Raw genomic sequence first — 17,653 nt, 5'->3', positions numbered from 1 at the left:
AGGGCCTCGCCTCACATGGCTGCGCAGACTGTTGCAAGCACCACGGACACCACCGCGAACGTCCCCGCGAACCCCACCGTAGACCTCGGCCCCGCCGCCGCGCTGAGCTGCCGCGAATGCGGTCACCGCGTGCCCCTCGGCCCGGTCTTCGCCTGCGAGGAGTGTTTCGGCCCGCTCGAGATCGCGTACGACTTCTCCGCCTATGACACGGAGGAGCTCCGCAAGCAGATCGAGGCGGGACCCGCGAACATCTGGCGCTACGCGCCGCTGCTGCCCGTCCCGGCCGACGTGGCGGACAAGCCCAACATCAACCCCGGCTGGACCAAGCTCGTCAAGGCCGACAACCTCGCCCGCGAGCTGGGTGTCGACGCCGGCAAGCTCTTCGTCAAGGACGACTCCGGCAACCCGACGCACTCCTTCAAGGACCGCGTCGTCGCCCAGGCCATCGAGGCCGCCCGCGCGTTCGACTTCACCACCCTCTCCTGCTCCTCCACGGGCAACCTGGCCGGTGCCGTCGGCGCCGCCGCCGCCCGCGCCGGCTTCCGCTCCTGCGTGTTCATCCCGCACGACCTGGAGCAGGGCAAGGTCGTCATGGCCGCCATCTACGGCGGTGAGCTCGTCGGCATCGAGGGCAACTACGACGACGTGAACCGCTTCTGCTCCGAGCTGATCGGCGACCCGGCCGGCGAGGGCTGGGGCTTCGTCAACGTCAACCTGCGGCCGTACTACGCCGAGGGCTCCAAGACCCTGGCGTACGAGATCTGCGAGCAGCTCGGCTGGCAGCTCCCGGACCAGCTGGTCGTGCCGATCGCCTCCGGCTCGCAGCTCACGAAGATCGACAAGGGCCTGCAGGAGCTGATCAAGCTCGGTCTCGTCGAGGACAAGCCGTACAAGATCTTCGGTGCGCAGGCCGAGGGCTGTTCGCCGGTGTCCGTCGCCTACAAGGCCGGCCACGACGTCGTGCGGCCGCAGAAGCCGAACACCATCGCCAAGTCGCTGGCCATCGGCAACCCGGCCGACGGGCCGTACGTCCTGGACATCGCGCGCCGCACGGGTGGTGCGGTGGAGGACGTCGACGACGAGCAGGTCGTGGACGCGATCAAGCTGCTGGCCCGCACGGAGGGCATCTTCGCGGAGACCGCCGGTGGTGTGACCGTGGGTGTGGCGAAGAAGCTGATCGAGAATGGTCTCCTCGACCCGACGAAGACCACGGTCGTGCTGAACACCGGTGACGGCCTCAAGACCCTCGACGCGGTGGCCGGCACCGGCCTCACCGCCACCATCCGCCCGAACCTGGACTCCTTCCGAGAGGCTGGCCTCGCATGAGCGTGACCGTCCGCATCCCCACCATCCTGCGCACCTACACCGGTGGCAAGGCCGAGGTCGCCGCCGAGGGGGCCACCCTCGCCGAGGTCATCACCGACCTGGAGAAGAACCACACGGGTATCGCCGCCCGTGTGCTCGACGACCAGGGCAAGCTGCGCCGGTTCGTCAACGTGTACGTGAACGACGACGACGTCCGCTTCGAGCAGGGCCTGGAGACCGCGACCCCGGACGGCGCCGGTGTCTCCATCATTCCGGCCGTTGCCGGCGGCTGATTATTACCGTCGGTAACCTCGGTTACCGAGAGTTCACTGAATTGCCCCCTCCGTGAGAGAAGCGGAGGGGGCAATTCAATGTGGTTGAGCGCGGTACAGTTGGGGAACGCGGTGCCGACCTACGGGTCGGAAGCCCTTGATTTCTACCTTGCACCCGACAAGAAGTAGCCAAAGTGTGCGCTTCTTTTGCGGCTTTTGTGCATTTTATGGGGCCCGACTTGCCCCGAATTCAGGCGAATTCTCGCCACATTCCGGACCGTGCGCGTCCAGAATTCTCGTCCGATTGACCTGTTGCAGACGGCAGTTGGACAGATACATTCAGCCGCGGTCGACGCGTTCCGGCGCACGCCCCCAACCATGTGGGGGGTGAGGTCTGACCCGGATCCGCGAAGTGCGGATCTGTGCAAGGGCCAGTAATAGGGGAGTTAGGCATGGCTCAGGGCACCGTCAAGTGGTTCAACGCGGAGAAGGGGTACGGCTTCATCGCGGTCGACGGTGGTGCGGATGTTTTCGTCCACTACAGCGCGATTCAGATGGACGGCTACCGCACCCTGGAGGAAGGTCAGCGGGTCGATTTCGAGATCTCGCAGGGCCAGAAGGGGCCGCAGGCGGACATGGTCCGACTGGCGACCGGCTGAAGCACGCGCCGACTGACAGCGTCGTTCTTCTGTTCTTTTTCGAAGGGCTCGCACCCCATGGGGAGTCATGGGATGCGAGCCCTTCGGCATGTCCGGGGGCGGTCGCGGTCGGCCGCGCGGACCGGACCGGTCGGCCGGAGGCGCTTGCACTCGGCAGGGGCGAGTGCTAATCATTGGCGTTAGCACTCTGAAGGTGAGAGTGACAACGAGGACCGGGTCGGTGAGGCCCGCAGGCCGGGTGGGGCAAGGAACCACGAGGCAGGCAGGCCGTCCGTCGCGGGCGCCAGCGCGGTCCGGAGAAATCCACCCCCTGTCCGGGAGGACCACTTCACATGGCCAAGATCATCGCGTTCGACGAGGAGGCACGGCGCGGTCTCGAGCGCGGGATGAACCAGCTCGCCGACGCCGTCAAGGTCACCCTTGGCCCCAAGGGCCGCAACGTCGTCCTCGAGAAGAAGTGGGGCGCGCCCACGATCACCAACGATGGTGTTTCCATCGCCAAGGAGATCGAGCTCGAGGACCCGTACGAGAAGATCGGCGCCGAGCTGGTCAAGGAAGTCGCCAAGAAGACGGACGACGTCGCCGGCGACGGAACGACCACCGCGACCGTGCTCGCCCAGGCGCTGGTGCGCGAGGGTCTGCGCAACGTAGCCGCCGGCGCCAACCCGATGGCCCTCAAGCGCGGTATCGAGAAGGCCGTCGAGGCCGTCTCCGGTGCCCTGCTCGAGCAGGCCAAGGACGTCGAGACCAAGGAGCAGATCGCCTCCACGGCCTCCATCTCCGCCGCCGACACCCAGATCGGCGAGCTCATCGCCGAGGCGATGGACAAGGTCGGCAAGGAAGGCGTCATCACCGTCGAGGAGTCCCAGACCTTCGGTCTTGAGCTTGAGCTCACCGAGGGTATGCGCTTCGACAAGGGCTACATCTCGGCGTACTTCGCCACCGACATGGAGCGTATGGAGGCGTCGCTCGACGACCCGTACATCCTGATCGCCAACTCCAAGATCGGTTCCGTCAAGGACCTGCTCCCGCTCCTCGAGAAGGTCATGCAGTCGGGCAAGCCGCTGCTGATCATCGCCGAGGACGTCGAGGGCGAGGCCCTGTCGACCCTGGTCGTCAACAAGATCCGCGGCACCTTCAAGTCCGTCGCCGTCAAGGCCCCGGGCTTCGGTGACCGCCGCAAGGCGATGCTGAACGACATCGCCATCCTCACCGGCGGCGAGGTCATCTCCGAGGAGGTCGGCCTCAAGCTGGAGAACACCTCCATCGACCTCCTGGGCCGTGCCCGCAAGGTCGTCATCACCAAGGACGAGACCACCATCGTCGACGGTGCCGGCTCCTCCGAGCAGGTTCAGGGCCGGGTCAACCAGATCCGCGCCGAGATCGAGAACAGCGACTCCGACTACGACCGCGAGAAGCTCCAGGAGCGCCTGGCGAAGCTCGCGGGCGGCGTGGCCGTCATCAAGGCCGGCGCCGCGACCGAGGTCGAGCTCAAGGAGCGCAAGCACCGCATCGAGGACGCCGTTCGCAACGCGAAGGCGGCCGTCGAGGAGGGCATCGTCGCCGGTGGTGGCGTGGCCCTCATCCAGGCCTCCTCGGTCTTCGAGAAGCTGGACCTGGAGGGTGACGAGCTGACCGGCGCCAACGCCGTGAAGCTCGCCCTGGAGGCCCCGCTCAAGCAGATCGCCGTCAACGGTGGTCTCGAGGGTGGCGTCATCGTCGAGAAGGTGCGCAACCTGCCCGTCGGCCACGGCCTGAACGCCGCGACCGGTGAGTACGTCGACATGATCGCCGAAGGCATCATCGACCCGGCGAAGGTCACGCGCTCTGCCCTGCAGAACGCCGCCTCCATCGCCGCGCTGTTCCTCACCACCGAGGCCGTCATCGCCGACAAGCCGGAGAAGGCGGGCGCTGCCCCGGCCGGCGGCGGCATGCCGGGCGGTGACATGGACTTCTGATCGACCCGAGGGTTGATCAACCGTCCTGACCGAGGGCGGCACTTCCTGGAGACAGGGGGTGCCGCCCTTCGGCGTGTCCGGGATCACAGCGGATCCCGGCCCGCCCGCCGGAATGCCCAGGTGGGTGGGGCGGTTGAGCAAGGGGGCAGTTGATGCGTATGCACATACCGTTTGGAATGTCAGACTGTCCGACGACCGCTCGAAGTCCCCGACCTCTCCGAGGAGTCCCCACGTGACCGCCACCACCGCCGAGTCCACCTCCCGCGCGGCCCGCATCCTCTCCCGCCCGACCGCGATCAACGGCCTCACCGTCCCGAACCGCATCGCGATGGCGCCCATGACCCGCCAGTTCTCCCCGGGCGGCGTCCCCGGCGCGGACGTGGCGTCGTACTACGCGCGCCGCGCGGCCGCGGGCGTCGGCCTGATCGTCACCGAGGGCACCTACGTCGGCCACGAGTCGGCCGGGCAGAGCGACGACATCCCGCGCTTCCACGGCGAGGAGCAGCTCGCGGGCTGGGCCAAGGTCGCAGCGGACGTGCACGCGGCGGGCGGCACCATCGTGCCGCAGCTGTGGCACATCGGCATGGTGCGCGAGCAGGGCCAGCCGCCCTACGCCGACGCCCCCGCCGTCGGCCCCTCCGGCCTGCGCCTCGGCGCCGACGAGGCGACCGGCAAGGCGATGACCCAGCGCGACCTGGACGACGTCATCGGCGCGTTCGCCGAGGCCGCCGCGGCCGCCGAGCGCATCGGCTTCGACGGCGTGGAGATCCACGGCGCCCACGGCTACCTCGTCGACCAGTTCCTGTGGGCGGGCACCAACCGCCGTACCGACGCCTACGGCGGCGACCCGGTGGCCCGTGCCAGGTTCGCCGAGGAGATCGTGGCGGCGGTCCGCGAGACCGTCTCGCCCGACTTCCCGGTCATCTTCCGCTACTCCCAGTGGAAGCAGGAGGCCTACCGCGCCCGTCTCGCCGAGACCCCCGAGGAGCTGGAGTCCATCCTCGCCCCGCTCGCCGCGGCCGGCGTCGACGCCTTCCACGCCTCCACCCGCCGCTACTGGCTCCCCGAGTTCGACGGCTCGGACCTCAACCTGGCCGGCTGGACCAAGAAGCTCACCGGCAAGCCCGTCATCACCGTCGGCTCGGTCGGCCTCGACGGCGACTTCCTCAAGGGCTTCATGGGCGAGGGCGCCCCGGTCAAGGGCATCGACGACCTGCTCGACCGGCTGGAGGCCGAGGAGTTCGACCTGATCGCCGTGGGCCGCGCCCTGCTCCAGGACCCGGAGTGGGCGGCGAAGGTCCTCGCCGACCGCTTCGACGAGCTCAAGCCCTACGACGCGGCTGCGCTGAAGACGCTGTCCTGAGCTGCAACTCCCGTATAGCGTCCGAGAGATGCGGATACTGCATCTCTCGGACACCCACCTCGACCGGACCGCCACCCCCAACAAGTACGGCGTCGACGCCACCGAGTCCCTCCGCCTGATGCTCGCCGAACTCCGGCATCAGCAGGGCGTCGACGCGATCGTCGTGACCGGTGACCTCGCCGACGCGGGGGAGACGGAGGCGTACGCGGCGCTCCGTGACCTGGTCGGGGAGTTCGCGAGGCGCACGGGCGCGCCGGTCTTCCTCACCACCGGCAACCACGACGAACGTACGGCCTTCACCAAGGTGCTCGGCAGCGGCCACCTGACGGCGGAGGGCACCGAACGCGCCGAGACGGTCCTGGAGTCGGCGACCGGCGAGCGGGCGGCGGTGAGCACGGTCGACGGCTGGCGTTTCGTCACGCTGGACTCGCTGGTGCCGGGTCGCGTCCACGGCCGGCTGAGCCGCACCCAACTGGACTGGCTGCGGGAGGTGCTGAGGGAACCCGCGGCACAGGGCACGATCCTCGCCTTCCACCACCCGCCGATCACGCTCGACGTCGAGACGCAGCGCGTCTTCGGCCTGCGCGACCCGCAGGACCTGGCGGCGGTCATCCGGGGCACCGATGTCCGGGCCGTCCTCACCGGCCACTTCCACCTCCAGCTCTTCGGCTTCCTGGCGTCCGTGCCGGTGTGGGTCACCCCCGGCGTGGTCAACCGCATCGACCTGACGACCCCGCCCGGCACCGAACGGGCGGTGCGCGGGGCGTCGGCCTCCCTGGTGGAGCTGGGCGGACCGACCGGCCCGCTGTTCCACACCTTCCACGCACGGGACCCGCGGGCGCACGAGACGGTGTACGAGCTGGGGGAGGAGCGGGTGCGATCGCTTGTCGAGAATCATGGTTGAGGGCAATGATTCAGAGCAGCAACGATCAGCGAGGAGTGCCGACGAATGACGACGACCGAGCCCCGAGGCCCCATGGCGGACTCCGCCCCGCCCGTGGTCCGTACCGAGGCCGGTGCGGTGCGCGGGCGCCGGGAGGACGGGCTGACCGTCTTCCGCGGCATCCCGTTCGCCGCCCCGCCGGTCGGCAAGGCGCGGTTCCAGGCGCCGCGCCCGGCCCCGGCGTGGGAAGGCGTACGCGACGCGTACGCCTTCGGCCCGCCGCCCCCGCAGGAGGCGGCGTTCCTGGGCCGTGGCGGTGACGCACCGGACGTACCCGCGGGCGACGACTGGCTGACGGTCAACGTCTGGACGCCCGACCCGGACCCGGCCGCCCACCGCCCGGTCATGGTGTGGATCTACGGCGGCGCCTACAAGCTCGGCCAGGCCGGCAGCCCCGGCTACGACGCCCGGCACATCGCGCACGACGGTGACGTCGTGGTCGTCTCCCTGAACTACCGCGTCGGCATCGAGGGTTTCGTCCACATCGAGGGTGCGCCCGCCAACCGCGGCCTGCTCGACCAGGTCGCCGCGCTCGAGTGGGTACGGGACAACATCACGGCGTTCGGCGGCGACCCCGGCCAGGTGACCGTCTTCGGCGAGTCGGCCGGCGCCGGATCGGTGGCGGCCCTGCTGGCCATGCCGAGCGCGTCCGGCCTGTTCCGGCGGGCCATCGCCCAGAGCGTGCCCGGCACGTACTTCTCCGACGCCCTGGCCCGTGACATCGCGACGGCGATCGCGGCGGAGGCGGGGCTGCGGCCTACGGTGGGGGACCTGGCGACGGTCGACCCGCGCCAACTGCCGTCCGCGGGGGAGGCGTTGGGGCAGAAGATGCTCCAGTACCTGGACAGGTGGGGCCAGGCCGCCCCGACTCTGACCCCCTTCTCCCCGGTGGTCGACGGAGAGGTCCTGCCGGTCACGCCCTGGCAGGCGCTGGCGGCCGGGGCGGGCCGGGACGTGGAGCTGATCGTCGGCCACAACCGGGACGAGTTCCGGCTGTTCCTGGCGATGGGCGGGCAGCTGGGGCAGATCACGGAGGAGCAGGCGCGGGGGGCGCTGCGCATGTTCGCGCCGAGCGCCGCCGGTGAGGACGGCTACCGTGCCGCGTTCCCCGACGCCTCGCCGGGCGAGCTGTTCGAACGCGTCCAGACCGACTGGCTGTTCAACATGCCGAGCCACCATCTGGCCGAGGCGCAGCTCGCGGGCGGCGGCCGCGCCCACGTCTACGAACTGACCTGGCCGGCGCCGGCCGGCGGAGGCGCCCTCGGCGCCTGCCACGCGCTGGACATCCCGCTGCTCTTCGGTACGTTCGCCGCCGATCTCGGCATCATGCTGTTCCCCGGCGGGGAGGTCCCGCCGGAGGCCGAGGCGCTGTCGGCCCGGTTCCGGGCTTCCTGGACGGCGTTCGCGAGGACGGGCGACCCGGGCTGGCCGGCGTACGACACGCAGCGGCGGCTGGTGCAGGTGCTGGATGCGGAGCCGCAGGTCAGGGCGTATCCGGAGGAGGTGTCGAGGCGGATGTGGGAAGGGTACGAGTTCGCGCCGATGCCGCTGCTGGGCTGACGCTGTGGGCTTCTGGCCGGAGGCTTCTACAGGTTCCCGAGCGGCTCGATGTCGACGCGCACCGGGGTGCCCCAGACGCGCAGCACCTCGTAGTCGGTGAACTCGTGCACGAGCCGGTAGGCCATGGCGGCCCGGGGCCCGCGCCGCTGGGCGGCGAGATAGAGCTCGGCCTCGTGCCGGTCCCGGCGCGGGGTCCCGCACAACTGCCACGCCTGGCCGTTCCACAGCTCCGGCAGCCACCGCTGCTGGGGCTGCGGCCGGTCCTCGCGCACGCCGTACCGGGAGGGCGTGGGCTCGGCGGGCCGGGAGTGCCCGGAGGGCCCGTTGATCTCGGAACGCCGGGCGGCCCGCCGACGGGTCTCGCACAGCAGACACAGGTCGGGGGCGTTCTCGTCGACCGGCCCGCCTGGATGCTCGGGGCAGCGCGTGGAGGGCGCGGCCGCGGTGACGCTGTCCTCCAGCAGATCCAGGGCCCGCTTGAGATCGGCCTTGACCTCGTGCAGCCGGGCGTCGGGGGTGTCACCGGTGAGGGCCTCGCCGTGCTCCCCGAGGAGACGCAGGGCGCGGCCGAGGGCGGTGAGCTGGGCGTGGTTCATGGGGTGCGGCTCCGGTCTTCGGCGTCCAGCTGGGCAAGGAACTCGTCGTGGGACATCGATGGGCCGGACGGAGCCGCCTCACATGCACGAGCTTCGGCGATGTCGGCCTCGTCGCGCTGCCGCTGGAGTTCGTCCCGAGTCTGCGATGGCTGCACGGGGTGTCTCGTCTCCATCCTTGTGAGGCCGTCAGTCGGCGTAGTCCTTGAGCTTTTCGGTGTCGAGGGTGATGTCGACGGGGGAGGGGATCTCGACGGTAGCGCCCCACGGGTAGGACGGGGACTGCTGGTAGCGGCCGTCCTTCGGTTCGCTGAAGACGGTGACCGTGTTGTTGTCGCGGTCGATTAGGAGGTAGACGGGGATGTCGGCCTCCGCGTAGCCGATGGGCTTGTCGATGCGGTCGCGCTGGTCGGTGTCACGGTCGTGTGAGGTGATCTCTACGGCCATGAGCGCGCCATCCGTTTCGGACCACTCGCCTCGGAGCCCTGCGAACGAGTTCGTCGAAGTCTTCGACATCCATCTGCGGGCGGTCGGTCGTGTCTGGGGTCATGGCGTCGCCTCCTTCCTCCCATCGTGCCTCGGAGTGGTCTCGTCGGACCGTAGGAGCTGTCATGCGGGGGCCTTCTCTCGGCGTCGTTGGGACATCGCCGAGCGGATCTCGGCCGCGCGGGCGTGGATCGTGGGTGCGGGCAAGGGCGCAGTGGGTTGGGCAGGCGCGCGTTCGCCCCGGCACGCGCTGCAGTGGCCACCCGGCAGAGCCTCCGGGCGGCCCGGGGTGCCGCAGTCGGCGCACTCCAGGATGCGGAGGGGTGCGCGCGGGGCCGGTGCGGGTTCGGGCGGGAGCTTGGTGGTCAGGCGTTTTTGGAGGAAGGCGGCCGGGCTGTGGACCGGGACGGGGAGGCCGGCGGTCAGGGCGTGGCGTACGGCAGTGTCGGTGGCGCCACGGGCGTACCACTCGGTGACGAGGGGAGCGAGGGCCGCGCAGTCGGCGGCGGAGAGGGAGAGCGCGGGGGTCTCGCGACCGAGGGCCGCGAGGAGGATGTAGGCGCGGGAGCGGGTCTGCGGGGACGGCCGGGCTTCCTCCGGCACGTCACCTCGTGTGAAGGCCGCCCACCAGTCGTCGTCGCGCGCGGTACGGGACCACCACGATCGGGTGATCCATCGGGAGCCGGAGGACTCGATGGTCAGATGTTCGCGCCCTCGCCGCAAGTGGCCTGCCTGCTGGAGGCGGTTGAGGGCGGTGCGGAGGGCGCACTGTCCGTACGGCAGCACCTTGGCCAGCGTCTTTACGGAGATGTCGGCGCCGTCGGAGAGACGGTCGATGAACGCGGCGATGGCGGCTTCGCGGGGCGGGAGGTCGGCGAAGTCATGAGCCGTGCGGGCGTGTTGGCCGGGGGCGGAGCGTTTTCCGTAACCCGGACTGGCCATTGGGTGGGAGAGGGCGTGCGCGGGCAGGGAGGCAGCACTAAACTGGGCGTCAGCCATGGGATCGAACTTTTCCTTCGATCTCGTAGGTCAGGCCCCCGCAGGTGTTGCTAGCACCTGGCGGGGGCTGTTCGTTATCCGGGCACGCTAGACGATCGTTACGGTGCGTGGCAAGCCGAACGCGTCAAGTCAACACGCGGGGTGGGAGGGCGGGTTGGGGCCCGCCACCCGTTCCTCAGAAAGAGGGCTCGGAGCTGGACGCTTGAGCTTCGGGACCGGTCAGCCCATGCTCTTGGCGCCGTCCAGGGACTCGCGGATGATGTCGGCGTGGCCGGCGTGCTGGGCGGTCTCGGCGGCGATGTGCAGCAGCACCCTGCGGGCCGACCATCGCCCCCCGGGCTCGTTCCATGGAGCCTTGGGCAGCGGATGGGTGGCGTTCAGGTCGGGCAGGGTCGTGACGAGTTCGTCGGTCCGGCGGGCCGTCTCGTCGTAGTCGGCCAGCACACCGGCCAGTGTTTCGCCGGGCAGCATTCGGAACTCGTCGGCCCGCCGGGTGAAGTCGGCCTCGGTCATGGCGGTGAAGTCGGGCATGGCCGACGGGCCGTTGAGGATGAAGTCCGCCCAGCTCCGCTCCACCGCCGTGACGTGTTTGATCAGGCCGCCAAGGCACAGCTCGCTGACAGTGGTCCGCCGCCCGGCCTGCTCGTCGGTGAGGTCGCGGGTGGTGAAGCGCAGGAACTGCCGGCTGTGGGCCAGCGTTTCCAGCACATCTGTGCGCTCGTCGGTGGTGATGTTGGCGTGTGTGGTGTCGGTCATGGGGTCACGCTAGGAGTCATAGAGGTCAGATCCTGACCTCTATGACCGCCTCTACGAATGCCGACCAGGTTTGCGCCCGGAACACGAGCTTCGGGCCGTGGGGGTGCTTGGAGTCGCGGACCGGGATGAGGGCGGGGAGGTGGTCGTGGGTCACTTCCAGGCAGTTGTCACCGCTGCCACCGCTGTAGCTCGACTTGTGCCAGGTCGTTGCGTCCAGGTCGTACTCAGGGATGCTCCTCATGGGCGTAATCCTGCGCCATCGCCCCGATCAAGGCCAGGGACTTCCCGGGCGAGAGGGCTGAGGCCGTGAGGAGTTCGTAGTAGTGCCGGTAGCGCGACACGGTGGCGGGGTCGTCCTCCAGTCGTCCGGTGCCGACACCTTCGAGGTAGACCAGTGCAGGCGCGTCGTCGCAGTCCATCAGCTTGACGCACCCCTGCATCGCCGGGTGCGCCCCCGCGTCGAACGGCAGCACTTGGACGATGGCCCGGTTCCGGCGCATCAGGCCGGCGATGTGGTGCAGTACCCCCGCCATCACGGCGCGTTCACCCGTCATTCGACGCAAGGCGGCTTCGTCAATCACCGCCCACAACAACGGCCTTGTTGGATCATCGAGGATGCGGGCCCGCTCCATCCGGGCCACGACCAGTTCCTCGATCGCCTCCTCCGGCGCTGTCGGCTGGTATGCGCGGCACACGGCCCGTGCGTAGGCGGGAGTCTGGAGCAGGCCGGGGATCAGCATCGACGCGTACTCCCTGATCGTCGTAGCCCCCTCCTCTGCCTCCGCCGCCTCGGCAAAGTGCTCCGGATACTTCGACTTGGCCGACGCCCCGCAGTTCCTGGCGAAGAAGTCCTCCGTCCCCAGCACCTCGTCCAGCATTCGCGCGTACTCGGGTTGCATCCGCCGCGTACCCGCCTCCAACTGCCCGATGAACGAGCCGCTGCTGAAGAGGCGTAGGCCGAGGTCCTCCTGACTCAGGCCCGCCTTCTCTCTCGCGTGGCGGATTTCGGCGCCGAGCAGGGCGCGGGGTGACGAGGAGGGGTCGAGGTCCTTCGGTCCTGGCATGTCTGGCGACTCCCTGTCCCACAGCAGAGGTTGTTGGAGCATCCGGTATGGCCAGGTTAGAAGCGTGACGGCCACGCTGTGTTGCGAACCGGAAACTCAGCGTGGAGGTAGCGAGATGACCGTGCGGTCGACCGAAGAAGTCGTGGAGTCGGTGCGGGAGGCCCTCGTCGGCGTCGGCATCATCCTGCCGTCCCTGCGCGTCGACCCCGTGACCGGCGCGAGCGACGAGCCGTTCGCCCTCGTCGAGCTCGGGCGGTGCAACGTCCGTACGGCCGAGCGGCTGGCCTCCGTGCTGCGCGGGGAGCGGCCCGCGATCGGTACGCATGTCGTGGACGTGCGGGACGGGCGGCTCGGGGAGGTGATGGGGCACGTCGGTGGGCGGGTGCAGTTGCGGCCCGTCGCCGGTGGGCGGGAGTGGGACTGTCCGCCGGAGTCGACAGGGCCCGCGCCGCGGGAGGAGGTGCTGCGGGCGCGGGTCCGCAGGGTCAACAAGGAGGGGCGGCTGCCCTGTTGAGGCGGTCGTACTGGTCCCGGGTCAGCCGAATGTCAGCCGCCGCCACGTTCTCCTCCAGGTGACCGATGCTCGCCGTCCCCGGAATCGGCACCGTCACCGGCGAGTGGGCGAGCAGCCAGGCCAGGGCCACCTGGGTCGGGGTCGCCTCCAGCTCGGATGCCACCGCCGTGATCTCGGGTTCCTTGTCCGCCGCGCCGGGTGCCACGGGCCGCCACGGCAGGAAGGCGATGTCCGCCGCCTCGCATGCCTTGAGCACCGGCTCGTACTCGCGGTCGAGCACGTTGTACCGGTTCTGGACGCTGGCGATGTCGACGATCGTGCGGGCCTCTGCCAACTCCGCGACCGTCACCTCGGACAGGCCGATCCGGCCGATCTTGCCCTCCGAGCGGAGTTCGCCCAGTGCTCCCAGCTGGTCGGCGAGCGAGGTGTCCGGGTCGATGCGGTGGAGTTGGAGGAGTTCGATGCGGTCGGTGCGGAGGCGGCGCAGGGCTTCGTCGACCTGGGTGCGGAGGGAGGCGGGGCGGGCGTCGTAGGACCAGTCGCCCGACTCGGTCCGTACGACGCCGACCTTGGTGGTGACGAGGAGATCGGTGGGGTAGGGGTGCAGGGCCTCGGCGACGAGCTCCTCGTTGGCTCCCCAGCCGTACAGGTGCGCCGTGTCGATGAGCGTGACGCCCAGTTCGACCGCCCGCCGGAGCAGCGCGACGGACGCGGCGCGGGCGTCCGCCGGTTCGGTCGGCAGTCGCATCGCCCCGAATCCGAGCCGCCGTACCTCCAGGTCTCCGCCGATACGGAACGTGGTTGTGGGCGTCATGCAGGTTCCTCCCCCTGGTCGAACACCCACGCTAACAAGGCCGGTTGGCGAGTCAGCGGGCCGCCGCCAGCGCGGCGCGCAGGTGACCGTCGGAGTCCGCCAGAAGGCGGGCCGCCGTGGGGCCGTCCACGCCCGCCAGGATCGTGAGGATCGCGTTCTTCACCTCGCCGTCGGTGGCCGAGAGGGCCCGCTCGATCTCCTCGTCCTCCGCGCCCGTCGCCAGCGCGACGATACGGCGGGAGCGGGCTCGCAGCTTCTCGTTCGAGGCGCGTACGTCGACCATCAGGTTCCCGTACGTCTTGCCCAGGCGGATCATCGTGATCGTCGAGAGCATGTTGAGGACGAGCTTCTGGGCCGTGCCCGCCTTCAGGCGGGTGGAGCCGGTGAGCAGTTCGGGGCCGACGACGATCTCGATGCCGTGCTCGGCGGCCGCCGCGAGCGCGCTGTCCGCGTTGCAGGCCAGGCCGATGGTCAACGCGCCCTGCTCCCGGGCGTGTTCGACCGCGCCGATGGCGTACGGGGTGCGGCCGGAGGCGGAGATCCCGACCACCGTGTCGGCCGGGGTCAGCGCGAGGGCGTCGAGGTCGGCGCGGGCCAGCCCCGCCGAGTCCTCGGCCCCTTCGACCGAGGTGACCATGGCCTCCCGGCCGCCCGCGATCAGACCGACGACCTGGGCGGGATCCGTGTTGAAGGTGGGCGGGCACTCGGACGCGTCCAGCACCCCGAGCCGTCCGGCGGTACCGGCACCGGCGTAGATCAGCCTGCCGCCGCGGCTCATCCGTTCGGCTACGGCATCGATGGCGGCGGCGATCTGAGGAAGTCGCTGTGCGACCGCGTCCGGCACGGAGGCGTCCTCGCCGTTCATGAGACGGGCGATGTCGAGGGTGGGCAGCCGGTCGATGTCGGCGAGCTCGGGGCGGAAGGCCTCGGTGGTGAGGGATTCCAACTGGGCCTGGAGATCACCGGGATTGGAGGTCGAGGTCATGGTGAGAGTCGGCTCTTTCGATGTGCGGTGTGATCGGGTCTATCGCCGGTGCCGATGCGCCAACGCCTCGTAGGACGCCGCCAGCGCCGGCCCCGCCGTCTCATACGTTCGCTGTGCCACCCCCACCAGCAGACAGTCCACCACCAGCAGCTGACTGGTCCGCGACGACATCGCCGCCGGCCGAAGTTCACTCTCCCGAGCCGTGGACGTGGTCAGCACATGATCGGCGTACTGGGTCACCGCCCCGTCCGGCCGACCGGTGATCGCCACGGTCGTCGCCCCGTGCTCGAACGCGACCCGCAACGGCTCGATGACATCGCCCGTCGACCCTGAGTGGGTGATCGCTATCGCCACGTCCCCCGCCCGCAGCTGCACCGCGTTCGTGACGGCGAGGTGCGGATCGCTGTGGGCGTGGGCTATCAGCCCTATCCGCAGCAGTTTCTGGGTCAGGTCCTGGGCGACCAGCCCGCTGGCGCCGACGCCGTACACATCCGTCCGCCGCGCCCCCGCCAGCGCGGACACCGCCGCCCCGAGCTGCACGGTGTCCAGGCCGGCCGCCGTGTCGGCGAGGGTCTGCTGCTCGTCGTACGCGAGCTTCGCCACGACGTCGGCGATCGGGTCGTCCACCGCGATGTCCGTCGTGATCGCGGGCGCGCGGCCCGACTGCTGCTGGGCGGCGAGACCCGCGAGGGCGAGGCGCAGGTCGCGGTAGCCGGGGTAGCCGAGGATGCGGGCGGTGCGCACGACCGTCGCCTCGCTGGTGCCGGTGAGTTCGGCGAGGCCGGTGACCGTGAGGGCGGCGCAGCCGGCGGGGTCGTTCGCGACGGCCTCGGCGACGCGGTGCATGGAGCGGGTCATCGAGGGGGCGAGGGTGCGTACCTTGGAGGCCAGACCGTTGCCGAAAATTTCCTTCACTTCCTGGGTCACCCATGAAAGATATTTTCGGTTCCGTGGTGTGGTCAAGAGTGCGCACAATGGATGCATGGACCCCATCAGCCCCCTGGAGCAGGCGTTGCACGCGGCACGCGCCCTCGTGCTCGCCGACCTGGCCGCGGGCGAGGTGGCCGCCGCGGACGTGGTGTCCTTGGTCGAGGACTCCGTCGTGCAGCGCCGCTGGTGGGTCGAGCAGTGGCCGGACGGCGTGGCCTTCGTGGCCGGGCTGGTCGCACAGGACGTACAGGACTCGCTGCTCGAGCGGTACGGCCGCTGGCCCCTGTGCCCGGTGTGCGGCACCGGCGACCCGCACGCGCTGGACGTCGAACCGGAGCTCGGTCCCGACCCGCACTGGGTGTGCCACAAGGCGGGCGTGAAGGTCGCCGCGGTGGGCGCGCTCGGGTCGGCGACCGGTGGGACGCCGTCCTCGTGACGGTGTACATCGACCCGCCCGACTGGCCGGGCCACGGGCGCATGTGGTCCCACCTCGTCAGCGACGTCTCGTACGCCGAACTGCACACGTTCGCCGAGCGGCTGGGCGTGCCCCGGCGGGCCTTCGAGCGCGACCACTACGACATTCCGTCGCACCGGTACGCGGACGCGGTGGCCGCGGGGGCGGTCGAGGTCAGCAGCCGGGAAGTGGTGCGGCTCCTGTACGGGGCGGGGCTTCGGAGGCCGAAGGGGCGGGCTCAGCCGCGCAGTTCGTAGGCGTGCAGCCCCTCTTCGCCGAAGTTCTCGCTCACCTGCACGAACCCGGCGCGGGCGATCACCGCCCGGGACGGGGCGTTGTCCGACTCGACGGTCGCGAACAGGGACCGTACGTCGTCCCGGGCCAGCGCCCACTCGCACAGCGTGCGCAGCGCCTCGGTCGCGTAGCCGTTGCCGCGGGCGCTCTCCACCAGGTCGTAGCCGACCTCCGCCGTGCCCTCCTCGTCCGGGGCGCCGTGGAAGCCCATGCCGCCGACCGCGCGGCCGTCCCCCCGCCGTACGAGGGCGAACAGGCCGAACTCCGGGCGGTGCACCCCGGCCTCGTAGGCCTTCAGCAGCATCCCGGCGGCCTCCAGGGTGCCCTGGAAGGGGCCGCCCTCCAGCCAGTCGAAGCCTCCGTCGCCGCCCGTGAGCAGGTCGGCGGCGGCCGCGGGCGTGACGCCCTGCAGGGTGAGCCGGTCGCCGGGGATGACGAGGTTGTTGCGCCAGCGCCACTCGGTGACGGGGGCGCGGCCGGGCAGATCGCCGCGGCCGGTGGCCCACAGCAGGGTGCGCCAGTGGCCGGGGCCGGGCTGGACGTGCGGGAAGAGCCTGGTGAGGACGTACTCGGCGAGTGCGGCGGACGGCTCGTACGCCAGGCCCAGCCCCTCGGCGATGTCGTGCGTGTGCAGCAGCACCTCGGCGACGCCCATCGCTGCGAAGCCCTCGCGGTTCGCGCTGCGGAAGGGGTATGGGTGGAAGGCGCGCGCCTCGCGGGGCGCGGTGCGGACGGCGGCGGCGAGCAGCGCCCCGGTCGCCTCGACGACGTCCAGCAGGCCGTCGTGGTCGGTGCCCTCGTCGAGGGTGATCTCGAAGGGGACGTACCCGCTCTGCGCCCGCCCCGCCAACTGCCCCGCGTACGCGATGAGATCGCTCGCGATGTGCACGCCGGTCCGCAGGCAGCTCCACTCCAGCCGGCCGGCCTTCACCTCGTCCCAGTCCCGCCCCGTCGCCGTCCGCAGCAGCGCCACGGCGCCCGCGACGGCCTCTTCCACCCGGTCCCCACCCATGTCCTGCATGGGTGCAGGGTAGAGGGGCCGGTGCCTCAGGTCGACAGCATTTCGAGCTCGGCGGCGAGGTTGTAGCGGGCCGTGGCCTCCCACTCCGCCTGCCCGTACGGCGTCCTGAACAGCCTTGGCAGGGCGAGGAGTTGGCGGAGGATCGCGGCGCGGCCCGCGCGGAAGGCGTCGGACGGGACGAAGCCGTACTCCTCGCGGACCGCGGCCGTGTACGCGGCGTACGCCGACGGGGGCGCGGCGAGGATCGCCAGGTCGGCGTCGCTAAGGACCTGGCCGTCCGGGTCGTCGTCGGCCGGGTCGTGGGTGGTGGTGAGGCGGACCAGGCGGGCGACCTCGGCGGCCTGGTCCGCCGCGAGCCCGGCCTCGGGGAGGGCGCGCTCGGCGAGGCGGGCCGAGCGTTCCTCGTTCTCGGAGCGGTCGGGGAGGTAGACCGCGTCGTGGAACCAGGCCGCGAGGCGTACGAGGTCCGGGTCGGTGGCGTACTTCTCCAGTACGTCGACGTGGTCGAGGACCGCGGTGAGGTGGGTCAGCGTGTGGTAGCGGCGCTGCGGCTCCTGCCAGCGGGCCAGCAGGTTGTCGGCGTACGGGGCCGGGTCGGGGCCGACGGCCTCGGGGCCCCGGGCTCCTTCCAGGGCACGGACGAAACGGGTGCGCAGGGCGTCGGGATCGGCCATGTGCTCATT

Annotated in this window: 21 protein-coding genes; 10 read left to right on the top strand and 11 right to left on the bottom strand. The window is 70.5% G+C overall.

What is annotated here, in order from left to right:
* Positions 1-15: 15 nt before the first annotated feature.
* The 7 genes from thrC to ADK57_RS14930 all read left to right on the top strand — a co-directional run bounded on the left by thrC (position 16) and on the right by ADK57_RS14930 (position 8,060).
* The gene (gene thrC / locus ADK57_RS14960) at positions 16-1,326 is read left to right on the top strand and encodes a threonine synthase (protein ID WP_053749952.1); all 1,311 of its coding nucleotides are present in this window, start codon (positions 16-18) and stop codon (positions 1,324-1,326) included.
* Entirely contained in the window at positions 1,323-1,598 is a 276-nt protein-coding gene (locus tag ADK57_RS14955) for a MoaD/ThiS family protein (RefSeq protein ID WP_053749951.1), read from the top strand. Before thrC ends, ADK57_RS14955 begins: the two co-directional genes overlap by 4 nt.
* A 431-nt stretch (positions 1,599-2,029) precedes the next feature.
* Positions 2,030-2,236 carry a cold-shock protein gene (locus ADK57_RS14950; protein WP_007493268.1) on the top strand — a complete coding sequence of 69 codons (207 nt, stop codon included), beginning with the start codon at positions 2,030-2,032 and terminating at the stop codon, positions 2,234-2,236.
* A 332-nt stretch (positions 2,237-2,568) separates the two neighbouring features.
* The gene (gene groL, locus ADK57_RS14945; protein ID WP_053749950.1) at positions 2,569-4,194 is read left to right on the top strand and encodes a chaperonin GroEL; all 1,626 of its coding nucleotides are present in this window, start codon (positions 2,569-2,571) and stop codon (positions 4,192-4,194) included.
* Between the two features lie 232 nt (positions 4,195-4,426).
* Positions 4,427-5,557, top strand: coding sequence for an NADH:flavin oxidoreductase (locus tag ADK57_RS14940; protein WP_053749949.1), 1,131 nt, complete (start codon positions 4,427-4,429; stop codon positions 5,555-5,557).
* A 28-nt stretch (positions 5,558-5,585) separates the two neighbouring features.
* Positions 5,586-6,461 (top strand): metallophosphoesterase family protein, encoded by an 876-nt coding sequence (locus ADK57_RS14935; RefSeq protein WP_053749948.1) that lies wholly within the window; start codon positions 5,586-5,588, stop codon positions 6,459-6,461.
* Positions 6,462-6,506: 45 nt separating this feature from the next.
* Positions 6,507-8,060, top strand: coding sequence for a carboxylesterase/lipase family protein (locus ADK57_RS14930; protein ID WP_078973120.1), 1,554 nt, complete (start codon positions 6,507-6,509; stop codon positions 8,058-8,060).
* A gap of 26 nt (positions 8,061-8,086) precedes the next feature.
* On the opposite strand, the gene ADK57_RS14925 is transcribed toward ADK57_RS14930, so the two are convergent.
* From ADK57_RS14925 to ADK57_RS14900, 6 genes are all read right to left on the bottom strand, one after another.
* Positions 8,087-8,656, bottom strand: a complete 570-nt coding sequence (locus tag ADK57_RS14925) for a hypothetical protein (protein ID WP_053749947.1) — start codon at positions 8,654-8,656, stop codon at positions 8,087-8,089.
* A gap of 186 nt (positions 8,657-8,842) precedes the next feature.
* Positions 8,843-9,100, bottom strand: coding sequence for a Uma2 family endonuclease (locus ADK57_RS14920; RefSeq protein ID WP_324612191.1), 258 nt, complete (start codon positions 9,098-9,100; stop codon positions 8,843-8,845).
* A 162-nt stretch (positions 9,101-9,262) separates the two neighbouring features.
* The gene (locus ADK57_RS14915; protein ID WP_053749946.1) at positions 9,263-10,081 is read right to left on the bottom strand and encodes a hypothetical protein; all 819 of its coding nucleotides are present in this window, start codon (positions 10,079-10,081) and stop codon (positions 9,263-9,265) included.
* A gap of 276 nt (positions 10,082-10,357) precedes the next feature.
* Entirely contained in the window at positions 10,358-10,894 is a 537-nt protein-coding gene (locus ADK57_RS14910) for a DinB family protein (protein WP_053749945.1), read from the bottom strand.
* A gap of 25 nt (positions 10,895-10,919) precedes the next feature.
* Positions 10,920-11,135: a DUF397 domain-containing protein gene (locus ADK57_RS14905; protein WP_053749944.1), complete on the bottom strand. Its 216-nt coding sequence runs from the start codon at positions 11,133-11,135 to the stop codon at positions 10,920-10,922.
* Positions 11,119-11,958 carry a helix-turn-helix domain-containing protein gene (locus ADK57_RS14900; protein ID WP_053749943.1) on the bottom strand — a complete coding sequence of 280 codons (840 nt, stop codon included), beginning with the start codon at positions 11,956-11,958 and terminating at the stop codon, positions 11,119-11,121. Before ADK57_RS14900 ends, ADK57_RS14905 begins: the two co-directional genes overlap by 17 nt.
* A gap of 121 nt (positions 11,959-12,079) precedes the next feature.
* Between ADK57_RS14900 and ADK57_RS14895 the strand changes: the two genes are divergently transcribed.
* Positions 12,080-12,472 carry a hypothetical protein gene (locus ADK57_RS14895; RefSeq protein ID WP_107091555.1) on the top strand — a complete coding sequence of 131 codons (393 nt, stop codon included), beginning with the start codon at positions 12,080-12,082 and terminating at the stop codon, positions 12,470-12,472.
* On the opposite strand, the gene ADK57_RS14890 is transcribed toward ADK57_RS14895, so the two are convergent.
* The 3 genes from ADK57_RS14890 to ADK57_RS14880 are packed head-to-tail and all read right to left on the bottom strand — an operon-like array spanning position 12,444 to position 15,198.
* On the bottom strand, positions 12,444-13,286 hold the full coding sequence (locus tag ADK57_RS14890) for an aldo/keto reductase (RefSeq protein WP_053749941.1): 843 nt from the start codon (positions 13,284-13,286) through the stop codon (positions 12,444-12,446). The genes ADK57_RS14895 and ADK57_RS14890 overlap by 29 nt on opposite strands.
* A 52-nt stretch (positions 13,287-13,338) precedes the next feature.
* A complete protein-coding gene (gene murQ / locus ADK57_RS14885) occupies positions 13,339-14,271 on the bottom strand; it encodes an N-acetylmuramic acid 6-phosphate etherase (protein ID WP_053749940.1) in 933 nt (310 codons plus the stop codon).
* A 39-nt stretch (positions 14,272-14,310) separates the two neighbouring features.
* A complete protein-coding gene (locus tag ADK57_RS14880) occupies positions 14,311-15,198 on the bottom strand; it encodes a MurR/RpiR family transcriptional regulator (RefSeq protein ID WP_078973119.1) in 888 nt (295 codons plus the stop codon).
* A 55-nt stretch (positions 15,199-15,253) separates the two neighbouring features.
* On the opposite strand from ADK57_RS14880, the gene ADK57_RS14875 reads away from it, so the two are divergent.
* Positions 15,254-15,637, top strand: coding sequence for a hypothetical protein (locus tag ADK57_RS14875; protein WP_053749938.1), 384 nt, complete (start codon positions 15,254-15,256; stop codon positions 15,635-15,637).
* Positions 15,634-15,912: a DUF4031 domain-containing protein gene (locus tag ADK57_RS14870; protein ID WP_053749937.1), complete on the top strand. Its 279-nt coding sequence runs from the start codon at positions 15,634-15,636 to the stop codon at positions 15,910-15,912. Before ADK57_RS14875 ends, ADK57_RS14870 begins: the two co-directional genes overlap by 4 nt.
* On the opposite strand, the gene ADK57_RS14865 is transcribed toward ADK57_RS14870, so the two are convergent.
* Together ADK57_RS14865 and ADK57_RS14860 are read right to left on the bottom strand one after the other, a co-directional pair.
* The gene (locus tag ADK57_RS14865; protein WP_199830581.1) at positions 15,894-16,970 is read right to left on the bottom strand and encodes a GNAT family N-acetyltransferase; all 1,077 of its coding nucleotides are present in this window, start codon (positions 16,968-16,970) and stop codon (positions 15,894-15,896) included. The genes ADK57_RS14870 and ADK57_RS14865 overlap by 19 nt on opposite strands.
* Positions 16,971-16,996: 26 nt before the next feature.
* A complete protein-coding gene (locus tag ADK57_RS14860; RefSeq protein WP_053749936.1) occupies positions 16,997-17,644 on the bottom strand; it encodes a hypothetical protein in 648 nt (215 codons plus the stop codon).
* Positions 17,645-17,653 lie beyond the last annotated feature (9 nt).

Source organism: Streptomyces sp. MMG1533 (genome assembly GCF_001279775.1).
GTDB lineage: Bacteria > Actinomycetota > Actinomycetes > Streptomycetales > Streptomycetaceae > Streptomyces.
Note: the sequence above shows the minus strand (reverse complement) of the source record. Positions and strands in the feature narration are given on the sequence as shown.

Bases quoted from the DNA above. Each gene is read 5' to 3' on its own strand.
- thrC (WP_053749952.1), top strand. From the start codon at position 16: ATGGCTGCGCAGACTGTTGCAAGCACCACGGACACCACCGCGAACGTC.
- ADK57_RS14955 (WP_053749951.1), top strand. From the start codon at position 1,323: ATGAGCGTGACCGTCCGCATCCCCACCATCCTGCGCACCTACACCGGT.
- ADK57_RS14950 (WP_007493268.1), top strand. From the start codon at position 2,030: ATGGCTCAGGGCACCGTCAAGTGGTTCAACGCGGAGAAGGGGTACGGC.
- groL (WP_053749950.1), top strand. From the start codon at position 2,569: ATGGCCAAGATCATCGCGTTCGACGAGGAGGCACGGCGCGGTCTCGAG.
- ADK57_RS14935 (WP_053749948.1), top strand. From the start codon at position 5,586: ATGCGGATACTGCATCTCTCGGACACCCACCTCGACCGGACCGCCACC.
- ADK57_RS14930 (WP_078973120.1), top strand. From the start codon at position 6,507: ATGACGACGACCGAGCCCCGAGGCCCCATGGCGGACTCCGCCCCGCCC.
- ADK57_RS14925 (WP_053749947.1), bottom strand. From the start codon at position 8,656: ATGAACCACGCCCAGCTCACCGCCCTCGGCCGCGCCCTGCGTCTCCTC.
- ADK57_RS14920 (WP_324612191.1), bottom strand. From the start codon at position 9,100: ATGGCCGTAGAGATCACCTCACACGACCGTGACACCGACCAGCGCGAC.
- ADK57_RS14915 (WP_053749946.1), bottom strand. From the start codon at position 10,081: ATGGCCAGTCCGGGTTACGGAAAACGCTCCGCCCCCGGCCAACACGCC.
- ADK57_RS14910 (WP_053749945.1), bottom strand. From the start codon at position 10,894: ATGACCGACACCACACACGCCAACATCACCACCGACGAGCGCACAGAT.
- ADK57_RS14905 (WP_053749944.1), bottom strand. From the start codon at position 11,135: ATGAGGAGCATCCCTGAGTACGACCTGGACGCAACGACCTGGCACAAG.
- ADK57_RS14900 (WP_053749943.1), bottom strand. From the start codon at position 11,958: ATGCCAGGACCGAAGGACCTCGACCCCTCCTCGTCACCCCGCGCCCTG.
- ADK57_RS14890 (WP_053749941.1), bottom strand. From the start codon at position 13,286: ATGACGCCCACAACCACGTTCCGTATCGGCGGAGACCTGGAGGTACGG.
- murQ (WP_053749940.1), bottom strand. From the start codon at position 14,271: ATGACCTCGACCTCCAATCCCGGTGATCTCCAGGCCCAGTTGGAATCC.
- ADK57_RS14875 (WP_053749938.1), top strand. From the start codon at position 15,254: ATGGACCCCATCAGCCCCCTGGAGCAGGCGTTGCACGCGGCACGCGCC.
- ADK57_RS14865 (WP_199830581.1), bottom strand. From the start codon at position 16,970: ATGCAGGACATGGGTGGGGACCGGGTGGAAGAGGCCGTCGCGGGCGCC.
- ADK57_RS14860 (WP_053749936.1), bottom strand. From the start codon at position 17,644: ATGGCCGATCCCGACGCCCTGCGCACCCGTTTCGTCCGTGCCCTGGAA.